We start from the raw sequence: 14855 nt of genomic DNA on the forward strand, positions 1-14855 counted from the left end.
TATTCAGCGATTGAGGAAATTTGCCAGCAGTGCGTGCCCCTGCTCGCTGAGGATACTTTCAGGGTGGAACTGGACGCCTTCGAGATCCCACTCGCGGTGGTGAATCCCCATGATCTCCTGCGTATCGCTCCAGGCGGTCACGTCAAAGCAGTCGGGCAGCGTCGGTGGGTCAATCACCAGCGAATGGTAGCGCGTCACGGTTAGCGGGTTATTGAGCCCTGTGAATACGCCCGTGCCGGTGTGGGTGACCGGCGAGGTTTTGCCGTGCATCACTTTCGCGGCACGCACGATGGTAGCCCCAAATGCCTGGGCAATCGCCTGATGACCGAGACAGACGCCCAGGATCGGCAGCCTGCCGGCATAGTGGTGAATAACCTCCAGAGAAATGCCCGATTCCGACGGCGTACACGGTCCCGGCGAAATGACGATTTTCTGCGGAGCCAGCGTCTCAATATCAGACAGGCTGAGTTCGTCGTTGCGGCGGACAACCACCTCTGCACCCAGTTCACAAAAATACTGGTAAAGGTTCCAGGTGAAGGAATCGTAGTTATCAATCAGCAGAATCATGGCGGCTCCCGAAAAAAATGCCGCCCTATTCTACTCAGATTCCCGCGCTTCGCTCACTACTTTGGCAAAGATAGCGCTCAGCGCGGTCAAATCTCCCGTGGCCCCGCTTCGGTTCGCCGCCACCCACTGCTCGGGATCAATATCCCGCCAGTCCAGCGCGTAATTCGCGTGGATGGCCAGTTGCTCAAAGAAGACGCGCTGAGCAATGCCATTACCGCGCATAAAGGGATGCAGCATGTTGATTTCACAATAGTAATGGCTCACTTTTTCAACAAACGCCGCTTTTTCAAGACCCACAAGATACTTATCACTTTCCAGCGCCGCCATCAGTTCGTTACCCATCGTCTCGATGTACTCAAAATGGCAGAAGGGAATGTCACCCTTAAAAATATCGTCGGTACGGAATTCGCCTGCCTGCTTCATCTCTCTGTGATACAGATGGCGATGAATGAGGCACAGATGCGGTAGCCCGGGCGCTGAAGGCCCAAGCTCCAGCGTCTCAATGCCGGGCTCTGAAGGACCATTACCTTTTTCAAGGAGACAACTGGCCTGAAAATTGACGTTACGCTGTTGCTCCCAGAGACGGGATTTTTGCTTATCGGTGAGTTTTTTCACTTAACGCCTCCCTGAATAGTCCGTTTGCCACAAGTATAAGCAGCAAAACGCGCTTTCGCAGGGAGGGCTGAAAGACACGGGCAGGATATGCCCGTGTGGGAGAACGATTACGGCAGCACTTTCGCGGAGAGAATCACCACTGGCTTAGACGGCACATTCTGGTATGGACCGACATCGTGGGTCTGAACCTGAGAGATTTTGTCCGCCACGTCCATCCCTTTCACAATTTTACCGAAGACCGCATAGCCGAAGTCGCGCTGGCCGTGGTCGAGGAAAGCGTTATCCGCCACGTTGAGGAAGAACTGGCTGGTGGCGCTGTCTTTATCCGCCGTGCGCGCCATGGAGATGGTGCCGCGCTTGTTCAGCAGGCCGTTGTCCGCTTCGTTTTTGATGGGTGGGTTAGGCTGTTTCTGCTGCATCTGCTCGTTGAAGCCGCCGCCCTGAATCATGAAGCCAGGGATCACGCGGTGGAAGGTGGTGTTGTTATAGAAACCACTGTTCACATAGTCGAGGAAGTTTTTCACAGAAACCGGAGCTTTCTGGCTATTCAGTTCCAGCTCAATGTTCCCGGCAGAGGTGGTCAGCAGAACGTGAGGGTCCCCTTTGGCTGCCAGCGCAGCAGGGGAAACGGCAGAAAGAGCAAACACAGCTGCGACAGCCGCCAGTGTTGATTTGAGCATGAGAATTCCTTAACAAAGCGCAGTATAAAAAGCGAATGGCTTGATTCTAAAGAGCAGTATGAACCGAGACCAGCCTTTTACCTAATTTTACGAAATTGAAACAATTATTACTGCGCAAACGATTGGTTATACCGCCATTTAGTGTGACTTGGATCACACTAAAACCTGCAATGGCATATTCATTTCCCTTAAAAGATAGGAATAGATCACTTTAGCGACTAAAATCTGCCCGCTCTCAGCGCCCTCCCGGCGCTTTTCTTTTTCTGAACAGGCCAGACATGACTAACAGCAATCGCATCAAGCTCACATGGATAAGCTTCTTCTCCTACGCCCTGACCGGCGCGTTGGTGATCGTCACCGGGATGGTGATGGGAAATATCGCAGACTACTTCCAGCTGCCCGTTTCCAGCATGAGTAACACCTTCACCTTCCTCAACGCGGGGATCCTGATCTCAATTTTCCTGAATGCCTGGCTGATGGAAATCGTCCCGCTGAAAACCCAGCTGCGCTTCGGCTTCGTGCTGATGGTTGCCGCCGTGGCGGGCCTGATGTTGAGCCACAGCATCGCCCTGTTCTCCGCCGCCATGTTCGTGCTGGGCCTTGTCAGCGGGATCACGATGTCGATCGGTACGTTCCTTATTACGCACATGTATGAAGGCCGCCAGCGCGGCGCGCGCCTGCTGTTTACCGACTCCTTCTTCAGCATGGCCGGGATGATTTTCCCGATGGTCGCCGCGTATCTGCTCGCGCGCAGCATTGAATGGTACTGGGTATACGCCTGTATCGGTCTGGTCTATGTCGCGATCTTCATTCTGACCTTCGGCTGTGACTTCCCGGTGCTGGGCAAAAAAGCGCAGACCACCTCAGAGCCGGTGGCGAAGGAAAAATGGGGTATCGGCGTGCTGTTCCTCTCCATTGCCGCCCTGTGCTACATCCTCGGTCAGTTGGGCTTTATTTCGTGGGTACCTGAATACGCCAAAGGTCTGGGCATGAGCCTGAACGACGCGGGCAAACTGGTGAGCGATTTCTGGATGTCTTACATGTTCGGCATGTGGGCCTTTAGCTTCATCCTGCGCTTCTTCGACCTGCAACGTATTCTGACCGTCCTGGCGGGTCTGGCGACCGTGCTGATGTATCTGTTCATCAACGGTGCCCCGGAGCATATGCCATGGTTTATCCTGACCCTGGGCTTCTTCTCCAGCGCGATTTACACCTCAATCATCACCCTGGGCTCCCTGCAGACCAAAGTGGCTTCGCCAAAGCTGGTGAACTTCGTGCTGACCTGCGGCACCATCGGCACCATGCTGACCTTCGTGGTCACGGGCCCGATTGTGGCGCACAGCGGCCCGCTGGCCGCGCTGCACACCGCTAACGGTCTGTATGCCGTGGTGTTTATCATGTGTTTCATTCTGGGCTTCGTGACCCGTCACCGTCAGCACAATACGGCAACGGCTACCCACTAATCGTCAAAACCCCTTTGCGTTCTGCAAAGGGGTTTTACCCTGCTTACCCGCTCTGACTGCCGATTCGTAAAAACCCCGTCAAATTTGTGCGAAAAACAAGCAAGCACAAAAATCAAACAATATCCGTTACTTATAAAAAACCTGACAAATCATAGATATACCCACTAAGGGGTAGGTGAAGGCGTATTTGATTTGCATCAATAAGTGCCCCTGCTGAATCGTTAAGGTAGGCAGTAATAGAAAAGAAATCGAGGCAAAAATGAGCAAAGTCAGACTCGCTATAATCGGTAACGGCATGGTCGGCCACCGCTTTATTGAGGATCTTCTCGATAAAGCCGATGCTGACCAGTTCGATATTACCGTGTTCTGTGAAGAACCCCGCAAGGCGTACGACCGTGTGCACTTGTCTTCCTACTTCTCTCACCATACCGCCGAAGAGCTCTCTCTGGTGCGAGAAGGTTTCTACGAGAAGCATGGCGTAAAAGTGCTGGTGGGCGAACGCGCTATCACCATCAACCGTCAGGAGAAAGTGATCCACTCCAGCGCTGGGCGTACGGTTTTTTACGATAAGCTGATCATGGCGACTGGCTCGTATCCGTGGATCCCGCCGATTAAAGGGTCGGAAACCCAGGATTGCTTCGTTTACCGTACCATTGAAGACCTCAACGCCATTGAATCCTGCGCACGTCGAAGCAAACGCGGTGCGGTTGTTGGCGGTGGCCTGCTGGGCCTGGAAGCGGCAGGCGCGCTGAAAAACCTCGGCGTTGAAACCCACGTTATCGAATTTGCCCCGATGCTGATGGCGGAACAGCTGGACCACATGGGTGGCGACCAGCTGCGTCGTAAAATCGAAAGCATGGGCGTGAAGGTTCACACCAGCAAGAACACCAAAGAGATCGTGCAGGAAGGCACTGAGGCGCGTAAAACCATGCGCTTTGCCGACGGCAGCGAGCTGGAAGTGGACTTCATCGTCTTCTCCACCGGTATTCGTCCGCGCGACAAGCTCGCCACGCAGTGCGGCCTGGCGGTAGCGCAGCGCGGCGGGATCATGATTAACGATACCTGCCAGACCTCCGATCCGGATATCTACGCCATCGGCGAGTGCGCCAGCTGGAATAACCGGGTATACGGTCTGGTGGCACCAGGATACAAAATGGCGCAGGTCGCCGTGGACCATATCCTCGGCAGCGAAAACGCCTTCACCGGCGCAGACATGAGCGCCAAGCTGAAGCTGCTGGGCGTGGACGTAGGCGGTATTGGCGATGCGCATGGCCGCACCCCGAACTCCCGCAGCTACGTCTATCTGGACGAAAGCAAAGAGGTCTACAAACGCCTTATCGTCAGCCAGGACAACAAAACCCTGCTCGGTGCGGTGCTGGTGGGCGATACCAGCGACTTCGGTAACCTGCTCCAGCTGGTGCTGAACGCCATTGAGCTGCCGGAAAACCCGGACGCGCTGATCCTGCCGGCGCACGCCTCCAGCGGTAAACCATCTATCGGCGTAGATAAACTGCCGGACAGCGCGCAGATTTGCTCCTGCTTCGACGTCACCAAAGGCATGCTGATCTCCGCCATCAACAAAGGCTGCCACACCGTTGCGGCGCTGAAGGCCGAAACCAAAGCCGGTACCGGCTGCGGCGGCTGTATTCCACTGGTGACTCAGGTGCTGAACGCTGAACTGGCGAAACAGGGCATCGAAGTGAACAACAACCTGTGCGAGCACTTCGCCTACTCTCGCCAGGAGCTGTACCATCTGATCCGCGTGGAAGGCATCAAGTCCTTCGACGAACTGCTGGAGAAACACGGCCAGGGTTACGGCTGTGAAGTGTGTAAACCGACCGTCGGCTCCCTGCTGGCGTCCTGCTGGAATGAGTACGTGCTCAAACCAGAACACACGCCGCTGCAGGACACCAACGATAACTTCCTGGCGAACATCCAGAAAGACGGTACTTACTCCGTCATTCCGCGTTCCGCCGGTGGCGAAATCACCCCGGAAGGGCTGGTCGCCGTGGGCCGTATCGCCCGTGAATTTAATCTGTACACCAAAATCACCGGTTCCCAGCGTATCGGCCTGTTTGGCGCGCAGAAAGACGATCTCCCGGAAATCTGGCGTCAGTTGATTGAAGCGGGCTTCGAAACCGGTCACGCGTATGCCAAAGCGCTGCGTATGGCGAAAACCTGCGTGGGCAGCACCTGGTGCCGCTACGGCGTGGGCGACAGCGTGGGATTCGGCGTCGAGCTGGAAAACCGCTACAAAGGCATCCGTACCCCGCACAAAATGAAGTTCGGCGTCTCCGGCTGTACCCGTGAATGTGCGGAAGCGCAGGGTAAAGATGTAGGGATCATCGCCACCGAGAAAGGCTGGAACCTGTACGTGTGCGGCAATGGCGGGATGAAACCACGCCACGCCGACCTGCTGGCGGCGGATCTCGATCGCGACACACTGATCCAGTATCTCGACCGCTTCATGATGTTCTACATTCGTACCGCCGATAAGCTGACCCGTACCGCTTCCTGGCTCGATAACCTGGAAGGTGGTATCGACTACCTGAAGTCGGTCATCATTGACGACAAGCTGGGTCTGAACGAACAGCTTGAGTCCGAGATGGCTCGCCTGCGCGAGGCGGTGATCTGCGAGTGGACCGAAACCGTCAACACCCCGGCGGCGCAGACGCGCTTCAAACACTTTATCAACAGCACCCAGCGCGACCCGAACGTGCAGGTAGTGCCGGAGCGCGAACAGCATCGTCCTGCAACCCCGTATGAACGCATTCCGGTGATGCTGGTGGAGGAAAACGCATGAGCCAGTGGGTAAACATCTGCAATATTAACGACATTCTGCCAGCAACCGGCGTCTGTGCTTTGCTGGGTAACGAGCAGGTAGCTATTTTCCGCCCTCGCCACGATGAACAGGTCTTTGCCATCAGCAATATCGATCCGTTCTTTGAGGCCAGCGTGCTCTCCCGCGGTCTGATTGCTGAACACCAGGGTGAGCTGTGGGTCGCCAGTCCGCTGAAAAAGCAGCGTTTCCGCTTAACCGACGGGCACTGCATGGAAGATGAAAGCTTCTCGGTGAAGCACTACGACGCCCGCGTGAAGGACGGCAAGGTGCAGCTCAAAGCGTAACCCTTCGCCTTTCCAATAGGAAAGGCTTATGACCCCTTATGGGTAACGGCAGGAAAAACCGTATGTTCTGTACGATTCCTGCTGTTATCCTGACGTCAATTCTTACCCCCTCCTTGAATGCTGTGAGGTAACGTCGTGGACCACCTGCCGATTTTCTGTCAATTACGCCATCGCGACTGCCTGCTTGTAGGCGGCGGCGATGTGGCTGAACGCAAAGCGCGCCTGTTGCTGGATGCCGGAGCCCGACTGACCGTCAATGCCCTCACCTTCGCTCCGCAGTTTGACGTCTGGGCTCAGGAAGGGATGCTCACGCTGGTGCAGGGGGAGTTTGATGAGTCCCTGCTGGATACCTGCTGGCTGACGATTGCCGCGACGGATGACGATGAAGTGAACCAGCGCGTCAGCGACGCCTGCGAAGCGCGCCGGATCTTCTGCAACGTGGTGGATGCGCCGAAAGAGGCCAGCTTTATCATGCCGTCGATTATCGACCGTTCACCGCTGATGATCGCGGTGTCTTCCGGCGGCCGCTCGCCCGTACTTGCCCGCCTGCTGCGGGAGAAACTGGAAGCTATTTTGCCGCAGCATCTCGGCCAGATAGCCCACTACGCCGGGCAGCTTCGCTCCCGCGTGAAGCAAACCTTCTCAACCGTGGGTGAGCGTCGTCGCTTCTGGGAGAAATTTTTCGTTAACGACAGGCTGGCGCAGTCGCTGGCGAATCAGGACGCGAAAGCGGTTGAAGAGACGACCGAGCAGCTGCTGAGCGAGCCGCTGGATCACCGTGGTGAAGTGGTGCTGGTCGGGGCTGGTCCGGGAGATGCGGGTTTACTGACCCTGAAAGGGCTCCAGCAGATCCAGCAGGCGGATATCGTGGTTTATGACCGCCTGGTCTCCGATGACATCATGAACCTGGTGCGCCGCGACGCCGACCGCGTCTTCGTCGGTAAACGGGCAGGCTACCACTGCGTGCCGCAGGAGGAGATTAACCAGATCCTGCTGCATGAAGCGCAAAAGGGAAAACGCGTGGTGCGCCTTAAGGGCGGCGATCCGTTTATCTTTGGCCGCGGCGGCGAGGAGCTGGAAACCCTGTGCAATGCAGGCATTCCGTTCTCCGTGGTGCCGGGCATAACGGCGGCGTCCGGCTGTTCAGCCTACTCAGGCATTCCGTTGACCCATCGCGACTACGCTCAGAGCGTGCGTCTGGTCACGGGCCACCTGAAAACCGGCAGCGAACTGGATTGGCATAACCTGGCTGCTGAAAAGCAGACGCTGGTGTTCTACATGGGGCTGAACCAGGCCGCCACCATCCAGGCGAAACTGCTGGAACACGGCATGGAGGCTGATATGCCCGTTGCGCTGGTGGAAAACGGGACGTCAATCAAGCAGCGCGTGGTGAATGGCGCGCTGACGCAGCTCGGTGAGCTGGCGCAGCAGGTCGAAAGCCCGGCGCTGATTGTGGTGGGTCGCGTGGTTGAACTGCGCGATAAGCTGAACTGGTTCTCGAATCACTAACGCATATTCTCCCTCCTTCGAGTAGTCCTTAAGCGGACTACTCCCTTCATACCTCAGTCGATAACATACCGCTCGCATAGTGGAACTTTTCCATTTATTCCCTCGTGTTACATCCAATTTAAGATTTTTAGACAAGGAATGCGTATGTTCAAGCTGGCAAAAGCCGCCGTTCTGGTTGGCCTGTTATCGACTCTGACCGCCTGCACCGGTCACGTTCAAAATACTAAAAATAACTGCAGCTACGATTACCTGCTGCACCCGGCGATCTCCATTTCGAAGATCATCGGCGGTTGCGGCCCGGCGGCACAGCAGTAAGCGTTTTCCAGGCGTAAAAAAACCGGGGATTTCCCGGTTTTTTTATTGAGTCCGTATTTGTCGGGTGGCGGTTTAAGGTTTCGCCACAAACCCAATTGCCTCGTACACCGCTTTCAGGGTTTCGGACGCGCGCGCGCTGGCTTTTTCCGCGCCGTCTTTCATCACCTTCTGCAGGAAGGCTTCGTCGTTACGGTAGCGGTTATAGCGCTCCTGCAGCTCAGTCAGCATGCCGGAAACGGCCTCTGCCACTTCACCCTTCAGGTGGCCGTACATCTTGCCTTCGAAGTGTTTTTCCAGCTCGGGAATGCTCTGGCCGGTCACGCCGGAGAGAATGTCCAGCAGGTTGGAGACGCCCGCTTTGTTCTGCACGTCGTAGCGCACCACAGGCGGCTCGTCGGAGTCGGTGACCGCGCGCTTGAGCTTTTTCACCACCGATTTCGGATCTTCCAGCAGGCCGATAACGTTGTTGCGGTTATCGTCAGACTTGGACATCTTCTTGGTTGGCTCCAGCAGCGACATCACGCGCGCGCCGGATTTCGGAATAAACGGCTCTGGCACTTTGAATACGTCGCCGTAAAGCGCGTTAAAGCGCTGGGCGATATCACGGCTCAGCTCCAGGTGCTGCTTCTGGTCTTCACCCACCGGCACCTGGTTGGTTTGGTACAGCAGAATATCGGCCGCCATCAGCACCGGATAGTCAAACAGACCGGCGTTGATGTTTTCAGAGTAACGGGCAGATTTATCCTTGAACTGGGTCATGCGGCTCAGCTCGCCGAAATAGGTATAGCAGTTCAGCGCCCAGCCTAGCTGCGCATGCTCCGGCACGTGAGACTGAACGAAAATGGTGCTCTTTTCAGGATCGATACCGCAGGCCAGATAGAGGGCCAGGGTGTCCAGGGTGGCTTTGCGCAGCTTCTCAGGATCCTGACGCGCGGTGATAGCATGCAAATCTACAATGCAGTAAATGCAATGGTAGTCATCCTGCATGCTGACCCACTGACGCAACGCACCCATGTAGTTACCAATGGTCAATTCACCTGAAGGCTGTGCGCCACTAAAAACGATGGGCTTAGTCATTATTCAATTCCTGATGTTCACTGTGCGAAAGCCCGAGTGCGGGCAACAAATCTTTGAAGTGGTCGAACACAACATCCGGCTCACTCAGCGTAATGGCCTCACCGTAGTTGTAGCCATAGGTTAAACCGACGGAAGGACACCCCGCCGCTCGGGCAGCCAGAATATCATTACGCGAATCCCCGACAAAGAGCAGCTCCGCAGGCGTTAAGGATAATTTTCCTGCCACCAGCAACAGCGGCTCCGGATGCGGCTTTTTGTTCTGCACGTCATCCCCGCCTACAATCACGGAGAAATATTTCGCGATATTGAGCGCTTCCAGCAGCGGCGCAACAAACGGCGTCGGCTTGTTGGTCACCAGTCCCAGCGGGATGCCTTTCGCGTGCAGCGCGCTCAGGGTTTCCTGGACGTCCGGGAAAAGGAAGCTCCCCTCCTCGACGGTTTCTTCGTAGAAGCGATCGAACAGCTTGCGCAGAATACGCAGCTGCTCATCCTGAGGGATATCGGCGTGATCGACGCTTGGTTTCCCCTGCGCGGAACGCTGCGACGCGCGTTCCTGACGAGCCCACGTCAATGCGCGCTCCATCAGGACATCGGCACCGTTGCCAATCCATGTAATCACACGATCTTCGCCCGCAACGGGCAGTTCCAGTGCATACAGCGCCTGATCGACGGCGCTCGTTAAGCCCGGCGCGCTGTCCACCAGCGTGCCGTCGAGGTCGAATGCCACACCCCGAATTGCCTGCAATTTATCCATGACTTACCTTCGCCAGCTCGCGGCGCATTTCATCAATGACTTTTTTGTAATCCGGTTGGTCGAAAATTGCCGAACCTGCAACGAACATATCCGCGCCCGCTGCCGCAATTTCGCCAATATTATTCACTTTCACACCGCCGTCCACTTCCAGACGAATATCATAGCCAGACTCGTCAATGCGACGGCGCACTTCGCGCAGCTTATCCAGCGTGTGAGGGATGAACGACTGGCCGCCAAAGCCCGGGTTGACGGACATCAGCAAAATCACGTCCAGCTTGTCCATCACGTAATCGAGATAGCTCAACGGTGTTGCCGGGTTAAACACCAGCCCCGCCTTACAGCCGTTCTCTTTGATCAGCTGCAGCGTGCGGTCAACGTGCTCGGAGGCTTCCGGATGGAAAGTGATAATGCTGGCGCCCGCTGCGGCGAAGTCAGGCACGATGCGGTCGACAGGCTTCACCATCAGGTGAACGTCGATCGGTGCGGTAATACCGTAGTTACGCAGGGCCTTGAGCACCATCGGACCGATGGTCAGATTGGGAACGTAGTGGTTATCCATAACGTCGAAATGGACGACATCTGCGCCAGCTGCGAGAGCTTCCGCCGTGTCTTCACCCAGGCGGGCAAAATCGGCCGACAGAATTGAGGGGGCAATCAAAAACTGTTTCATCCGCATCTCCTTGAAATGTGTTTACCGGCGGGCAAAACGGCTCAGGGGCGATAAAGAGCCAGGAGTTCGTCCACCTTTTTACGTGTGCCGCCGTTGCTGCTAATGCTACGCCGCACCTTAACCTGAAAATGCTTCGCGGCTTTGTACCATTCGCGCGTATCAGGGGTATCGTGATTTGAAATTAACACCGGAATTCTTTTGCTGACCAGTTTTTCCGCCATCTCCGCCAGGCGGGCCTGTTCGGCCGGGCTGAAGCTATTGGTGTGGTAGGCGGTGAAGTTCGCCGTCGCAGACAGCGGCGCATAAGGCGGATCGCAGTAAACCACCGAGTTTACGCCTGCCAGTTCCATGCACTCTTCATAGGAGAGGCAGTGGAACTCTGCATTCTGCGCTTTCTTCGCAAAATGATACAGCTCGTCCTGCGGGAAGTACGGGCGCTTATAACGACCAAACGGCACGTTAAATTCGCCGCGCAGATTATACCGGCACAGGCCGTTGTAACCATGACGGTTGAGGTAAAGGAACAGCAGCGCGCGGCGGAACGGATCCTGGCTCTGATTAAATTCCGTGCGGAACTGATAGTAAACGTCAGGGCTGTTGTTCTCTGGCGTAAACAGCTTGCGCGCCTCTTCCACATACTCATCGGTACGCAGCTTAACGATGTTATAGAGGCTGATAAGGTCGCTGTTGATATCCGCCAGGATATAACGAGAAAAATCGGTGTTCAGGAACACCGATCCCGCACCCACGAAGGGCTCGATAAGACACTCGCCTTTTGGCAGGTGCTTTTTAATATCATCGAGCAGGGGGTATTTCCCCCCTGCCCATTTCAGAAAAGCGCGATTTTTTTTCATGCTGACTAACTGATTACACCTTCTCCGGCTGTGGAGAAAGCTCCGACAGCATCCTGCGCTTTAAACATTACTTCAGATCGGCCTGCACCTGATGAATCGGCTTCGCCCACGGGTTTTTCGCCTGAACGTCTGCTGGCAGTGTCGCCACGGCGCGCTTCGCTTCATCTTTGGAAGCATACACACCGCTCACCAGCACGTACCACGGCTGCCCGTTACGGGTTGTCTGATAAACCACGTAGTTTTTCAGATTCGATTTCTTCGCCCAGCCGTTGAGGTTGTCATAGTTAGACGAACTGCTCAACTGCAGCGTGTAGTTGCTGGACGGTGCAGATTTCAGCGAACCGACGTTGCCAGCTGTTTTACCTGCTGCAGCACTGGAAGCCGTCGCCGTTGCGGCAGGCGCAGCGGTGGCAGCAGGTGCCGTTGTGGTTGCCGTCGCTTTCGGCGCAGTCTGCGTGACTGGCGCTTTAGCCGGCTCGCTCACGGCAGCCGTTTCAGTGCGTTTCGGCTGTGCCGGTGCGGCTTTCACTTCAGGCGCTTTTACCACGGCCTGAGGCTTGGTTTCACGCTTCGGCTCAATGACCGCCTGCTTACGTTCAGGACGCGTCGCAGTTTGCGTCTGGCGCGGTTTAGTTTCCGTTGCTGCCGTCTGCGGCTGCGCGGTAGCACCGTGGATCGGCGCGACGGTTGCAGGTTCAGTTGGCAGCGTAGAGTTAACCACAACGTTATCAACCTGCTGCTGGTTTTGCGGCTGCATAAGCGCATTGTTCAGGTCTCCCTGAACTTCAACACGCTGCTGGCCTTCGGGCGTGACAGGTGCCTGGCCCTGAGCAGGCGTTGATGAAACGGGCGGCAGAGAAACATCCTGCGGCGTCGTTGTGTTGCTGGCAGTCTGCTCAGCGGAAGTGGTGCCCGGCGCTGGCTGTGCACCATTCGCCTGATCCGTCGCATCATTACCGGAGAGGTTGATGCTCTTCTCTGCGGAGGCGGTTTGTTCGGTTGAGTTGGTGGACGGTGCTTTCAGCGCAGAGCCAATTCCAACAATCAGCAGCACAAGCACCAGAACGCCAAGTCCCATCATGATGTACTGACGGGAGGCCGGTTTCTGCGCAGCGGCTTTTTTACGTTTACGCGGGCGACGCTCTACAGGCTGTTCGTCCATTGAATCTTCTTCGGACTCATAATCCTCTTCTTCTCGCTCATCACGCGCGTTGCGGCTGCGCGAAGGGCGACGATCGTCTGCATCCAGATCAACATCGTCAAAGTTGATCTGCGGCTCGTTATCACGTTCTGAAGATTGACGAGAACGACCAGTACGACGATCGCTGGGATCGGGTTTCAGCTCGTCTTCTGGTTTGAATTCATCCATTTAACACCCCACTCAAAGGCTTATGCCTACGTCTTTGCATTTCGCCTGAAGCTAAACGACCACCGATAACAGTGGCCTGACCTTTCTAGTTGTTACGCCTGCTGGCAATCAGCAATGGCGCCAAGAACGACATCGTGCGACACTCCGCCGCGCACTTCACTCTTCCCTATTGCAAGCGGGAGTACAAGACGCATCTCACCTGCCAATACTTTTTTATCGCGCATCATGTGGGGTAAATACGCCTGCGCCGACATCTCCTGCGGCCCGGTTACCGGCAAACCTGCACGTTCAAGTAGCGCAATGATACGTGCCGTCTCTTCCGGTTTAAACTGCCCAAGACGTTCAGAGGTGCGGGCTGCCATGACCATGCCAGCCGCGACGGCTTCACCGTGCAGCCAGTTGCCGTAACCCATTTCGGCTTCAATGGCGTGGCCAAACGTATGCCCAAGATTCAGTAAAGCACGTAAGCCGGTTTCACGCTCGTCTGCCGCGACAACTTCTGCTTTCAGCTCACAACAACGACGAATGCAGTATGCCAGTTTCGCCTCATCCAGGCGCAGCAGCGCATCCATATTCTCTTCAAGCCAGTTAAAGAACTCGCCATCCAGAATAATGCCGTATTTGATCACTTCAGCCAGGCCAGAGGCCAGCTCGCGTTTCGGCAGGGTTTTCAGACAGTCGAGATCCACCACCACCGACGCAGGCTGGTAGAACGCGCCAATCATGTTTTTGCCGAGGGGATGGTTGACTGCCGTTTTGCCACCGACAGAGGAGTCGACCTGAGACAGCAACGTGGTCGGGATTTGAATAAAACGGACGCCACGCTGATAGCTTGCGGCCGCAAAGCCGGTCAGATCGCCCACAACACCGCCGCCCAGGGCAAGCAGTGTTGTATCGCGACCGTGCGGTTTTTGCAGCAATGCGGTAAAGACGGTATCGAGTACCGTCAGGCTTTTATACTGCTCGCCATCGGGCAGAATCACACTGTCGACTTTTACGCCTGCCTGCTCAAGCAGGTGACGCACGCGGTCGAGATAAAGCGGAGCCAGCGTCTCATTGGTGACCAGCATCGCCTGATCACCCGCTTTTAGTGGTAAAAAGGAAGCTGGGTCGTTAAACAAACCAGCCGCGATGGTGATAGGGTAACTACGTTCCCCGAGAGTAACTGTAATCCTCTCCATGACGCGACATCCACCTTTAATGCTTTTACCCGCAGGCGAGTGTATATAAAGCCAGAATCAGTTGCTTTCCAGCATATGAATAATCTGGTTTGCAACCACTTTAGCGCTCTGATCGTCAGTACGAATGGTCACATCGGCAATCTCTTCATACAGGGGATTGCGTTCGTCGGCCAACGCTTCCAGAACTTCGCGTGGTGGCGTTTCAACCTGCAGCAGCGGGCGCTTTTTATCGCGCTGCGTACGTGCCAGCTGTTTCTCAATGGTCGTCTCAAGATAGACCACTACGCCACGGGCGGAGAGACGGTTGCGGGTTTCGCGAGATTTCACAGAGCCGCCGCCTGTTGCCAGTACGATGCCCTGTTTTTCCGTGAGTTCGTTGATCACTTTTTCTTCTCGGTCACGGAAACCTTCTTCGCCTTCTACATCGAAAACCCAGCCCACATCAGCTCCGGTTCGTTTCTCAATCTCTTGATCAGAATCGTAAAATTCCATATTGAGTTGTTGAGCTAACTGACGCCCAATAGTGCTTTTGCCGGCACCCATAGGCCCAACCAGAAAGATATTGCGTTTCTCTGCCATTTTATCGGTACTACTAAGACTATTCGTTAATGGTAATCCCCGCTTCGCAGACACCCGGCGTAGCAGGACATGAACTGAAACCTCATATGCAATAGA

The 14855-nt window shown here is 55.6% G+C and carries 15 protein-coding genes; 5 read left to right on the forward strand and 10 right to left on the reverse strand.

Going from position 1 to position 14855, the window contains the following annotated elements:
- Nucleotides 1-3 precede the first annotated feature (3 nt).
- From pabA to ppiA, 3 genes are all read right to left on the reverse strand, one after another.
- Nucleotides 4-567, reverse strand: coding sequence for an aminodeoxychorismate synthase component 2 (pabA, locus tag IM265_RS17605; RefSeq protein ID WP_182035562.1), 564 nt, complete (start codon nt 565-567; stop codon nt 4-6).
- A 30-nt stretch (nt 568-597) separates the two neighbouring features.
- On the reverse strand, nt 598-1182 hold the full coding sequence (locus IM265_RS17610) for a putative adenosine monophosphate-protein transferase Fic (RefSeq protein WP_028014650.1): 585 nt from the start codon (nt 1180-1182) through the stop codon (nt 598-600).
- Nucleotides 1183-1289: 107 nt separating this feature from the next.
- Nucleotides 1290-1862 carry a peptidylprolyl isomerase A gene (gene ppiA, locus IM265_RS17615; RefSeq protein WP_032644556.1) on the reverse strand — a complete coding sequence of 191 codons (573 nt, stop codon included), beginning with the start codon at nt 1860-1862 and terminating at the stop codon, nt 1290-1292.
- A gap of 278 nt (nt 1863-2140) precedes the next feature.
- On the opposite strand from ppiA, the gene tsgA reads away from it, so the two are divergent.
- From tsgA to IM265_RS17640, 5 genes are all read left to right on the forward strand, one after another.
- Nucleotides 2141-3325, forward strand: a complete 1185-nt coding sequence (gene tsgA, locus IM265_RS17620) for an MFS transporter TsgA (RefSeq protein WP_045259345.1) — start codon at nt 2141-2143, stop codon at nt 3323-3325.
- A gap of 259 nt (nt 3326-3584) precedes the next feature.
- Entirely contained in the window at nt 3585-6128 is a 2544-nt protein-coding gene (gene nirB, locus IM265_RS17625) for a nitrite reductase large subunit NirB (RefSeq protein ID WP_028014653.1), read from the forward strand.
- Nucleotides 6125-6451 (forward strand): nitrite reductase small subunit NirD, encoded by a 327-nt coding sequence (gene nirD / locus IM265_RS17630; RefSeq protein WP_045259347.1) that lies wholly within the window; start codon nt 6125-6127, stop codon nt 6449-6451. Before nirB ends, nirD begins: the two co-directional genes overlap by 4 nt.
- A gap of 135 nt (nt 6452-6586) precedes the next feature.
- Nucleotides 6587-7960, forward strand: coding sequence for a siroheme synthase CysG (gene cysG, locus IM265_RS17635; protein WP_182035561.1), 1374 nt, complete (start codon nt 6587-6589; stop codon nt 7958-7960).
- A 144-nt stretch (nt 7961-8104) separates the two neighbouring features.
- Nucleotides 8105-8275: a YhfL family protein gene (locus IM265_RS17640; RefSeq protein WP_008503029.1), complete on the forward strand. Its 171-nt coding sequence runs from the start codon at nt 8105-8107 to the stop codon at nt 8273-8275.
- 72 nt (nt 8276-8347) lie between these two features.
- Here IM265_RS17640 and trpS read toward each other — a convergent pair whose 3' ends face one another.
- The 7 genes from trpS to aroK form a co-directional block, all read right to left on the reverse strand.
- Entirely contained in the window at nt 8348-9352 is a 1005-nt protein-coding gene (gene trpS / locus IM265_RS17645) for a tryptophan--tRNA ligase (RefSeq protein ID WP_028014657.1), read from the reverse strand.
- Complete coding sequence (gene gph / locus IM265_RS17650) at nt 9345-10106, reverse strand: phosphoglycolate phosphatase (protein WP_028014658.1); 762 nt, start codon at nt 10104-10106, stop codon at nt 9345-9347. The genes trpS and gph overlap by 8 nt, the downstream gene beginning before the upstream one ends.
- The gene (gene rpe, locus IM265_RS17655) at nt 10099-10776 is read right to left on the reverse strand and encodes a ribulose-phosphate 3-epimerase (RefSeq protein WP_023333698.1); all 678 of its coding nucleotides are present in this window, start codon (nt 10774-10776) and stop codon (nt 10099-10101) included. The genes gph and rpe overlap by 8 nt, the downstream gene beginning before the upstream one ends.
- A 41-nt stretch (nt 10777-10817) precedes the next feature.
- Entirely contained in the window at nt 10818-11630 is an 813-nt protein-coding gene (gene dam, locus IM265_RS17660; protein ID WP_028014659.1) for an adenine-specific DNA-methyltransferase, read from the reverse strand.
- A 67-nt stretch (nt 11631-11697) separates the two neighbouring features.
- Nucleotides 11698-12999 (reverse strand): cell division protein DamX, encoded by a 1302-nt coding sequence (damX, locus tag IM265_RS17665; RefSeq protein ID WP_041911922.1) that lies wholly within the window; start codon nt 12997-12999, stop codon nt 11698-11700.
- A 92-nt stretch (nt 13000-13091) separates the two neighbouring features.
- Nucleotides 13092-14180 (reverse strand): 3-dehydroquinate synthase, encoded by a 1089-nt coding sequence (gene aroB / locus IM265_RS17670; protein WP_041911921.1) that lies wholly within the window; start codon nt 14178-14180, stop codon nt 13092-13094.
- Between the two features lie 57 nt (nt 14181-14237).
- Nucleotides 14238-14759, reverse strand: coding sequence for a shikimate kinase AroK (aroK, locus tag IM265_RS17675; protein ID WP_003861630.1), 522 nt, complete (start codon nt 14757-14759; stop codon nt 14238-14240).
- Between the last annotated feature and the right edge of the window lie 96 nt (nt 14760-14855).

Origin of the sequence: Enterobacter cloacae complex sp. P17RS (assembly GCF_014895885.1) — a bacterium.
GTDB classification, from domain to species: domain Bacteria; phylum Pseudomonadota; class Gammaproteobacteria; order Enterobacterales; family Enterobacteriaceae; genus Enterobacter; species Enterobacter bugandensis.

Coding starts and splice junctions, on each gene's coding strand:
- pabA (WP_182035562.1), bottom strand. CDS start 567: ATGATTCTGCTGATTGATAACTACGATTCCTTCACCTGGAACCTTTAC.
- ppiA (WP_032644556.1), bottom strand. CDS start 1,862: ATGCTCAAATCAACACTGGCGGCTGTCGCAGCTGTGTTTGCTCTTTCT.
- tsgA (WP_045259345.1), top strand. CDS start 2,141: ATGACTAACAGCAATCGCATCAAGCTCACATGGATAAGCTTCTTCTCC.
- nirB (WP_028014653.1), top strand. CDS start 3,585: ATGAGCAAAGTCAGACTCGCTATAATCGGTAACGGCATGGTCGGCCAC.
- nirD (WP_045259347.1), top strand. CDS start 6,125: ATGAGCCAGTGGGTAAACATCTGCAATATTAACGACATTCTGCCAGCA.
- IM265_RS17640 (WP_008503029.1), top strand. CDS start 8,105: ATGTTCAAGCTGGCAAAAGCCGCCGTTCTGGTTGGCCTGTTATCGACT.
- trpS (WP_028014657.1), bottom strand. CDS start 9,352: ATGACTAAGCCCATCGTTTTTAGTGGCGCACAGCCTTCAGGTGAATTG.
- gph (WP_028014658.1), bottom strand. CDS start 10,106: ATGGATAAATTGCAGGCAATTCGGGGTGTGGCATTCGACCTCGACGGC.
- rpe (WP_023333698.1), bottom strand. CDS start 10,776: ATGAAACAGTTTTTGATTGCCCCCTCAATTCTGTCGGCCGATTTTGCC.
- dam (WP_028014659.1), bottom strand. CDS start 11,630: ATGAAAAAAAATCGCGCTTTTCTGAAATGGGCAGGGGGGAAATACCCC.
- damX (WP_041911922.1), bottom strand. CDS start 12,999: ATGGATGAATTCAAACCAGAAGACGAGCTGAAACCCGATCCCAGCGAT.
- aroB (WP_041911921.1), bottom strand. CDS start 14,180: ATGGAGAGGATTACAGTTACTCTCGGGGAACGTAGTTACCCTATCACC.
- aroK (WP_003861630.1), bottom strand. CDS start 14,759: ATGGCAGAGAAACGCAATATCTTTCTGGTTGGGCCTATGGGTGCCGGC.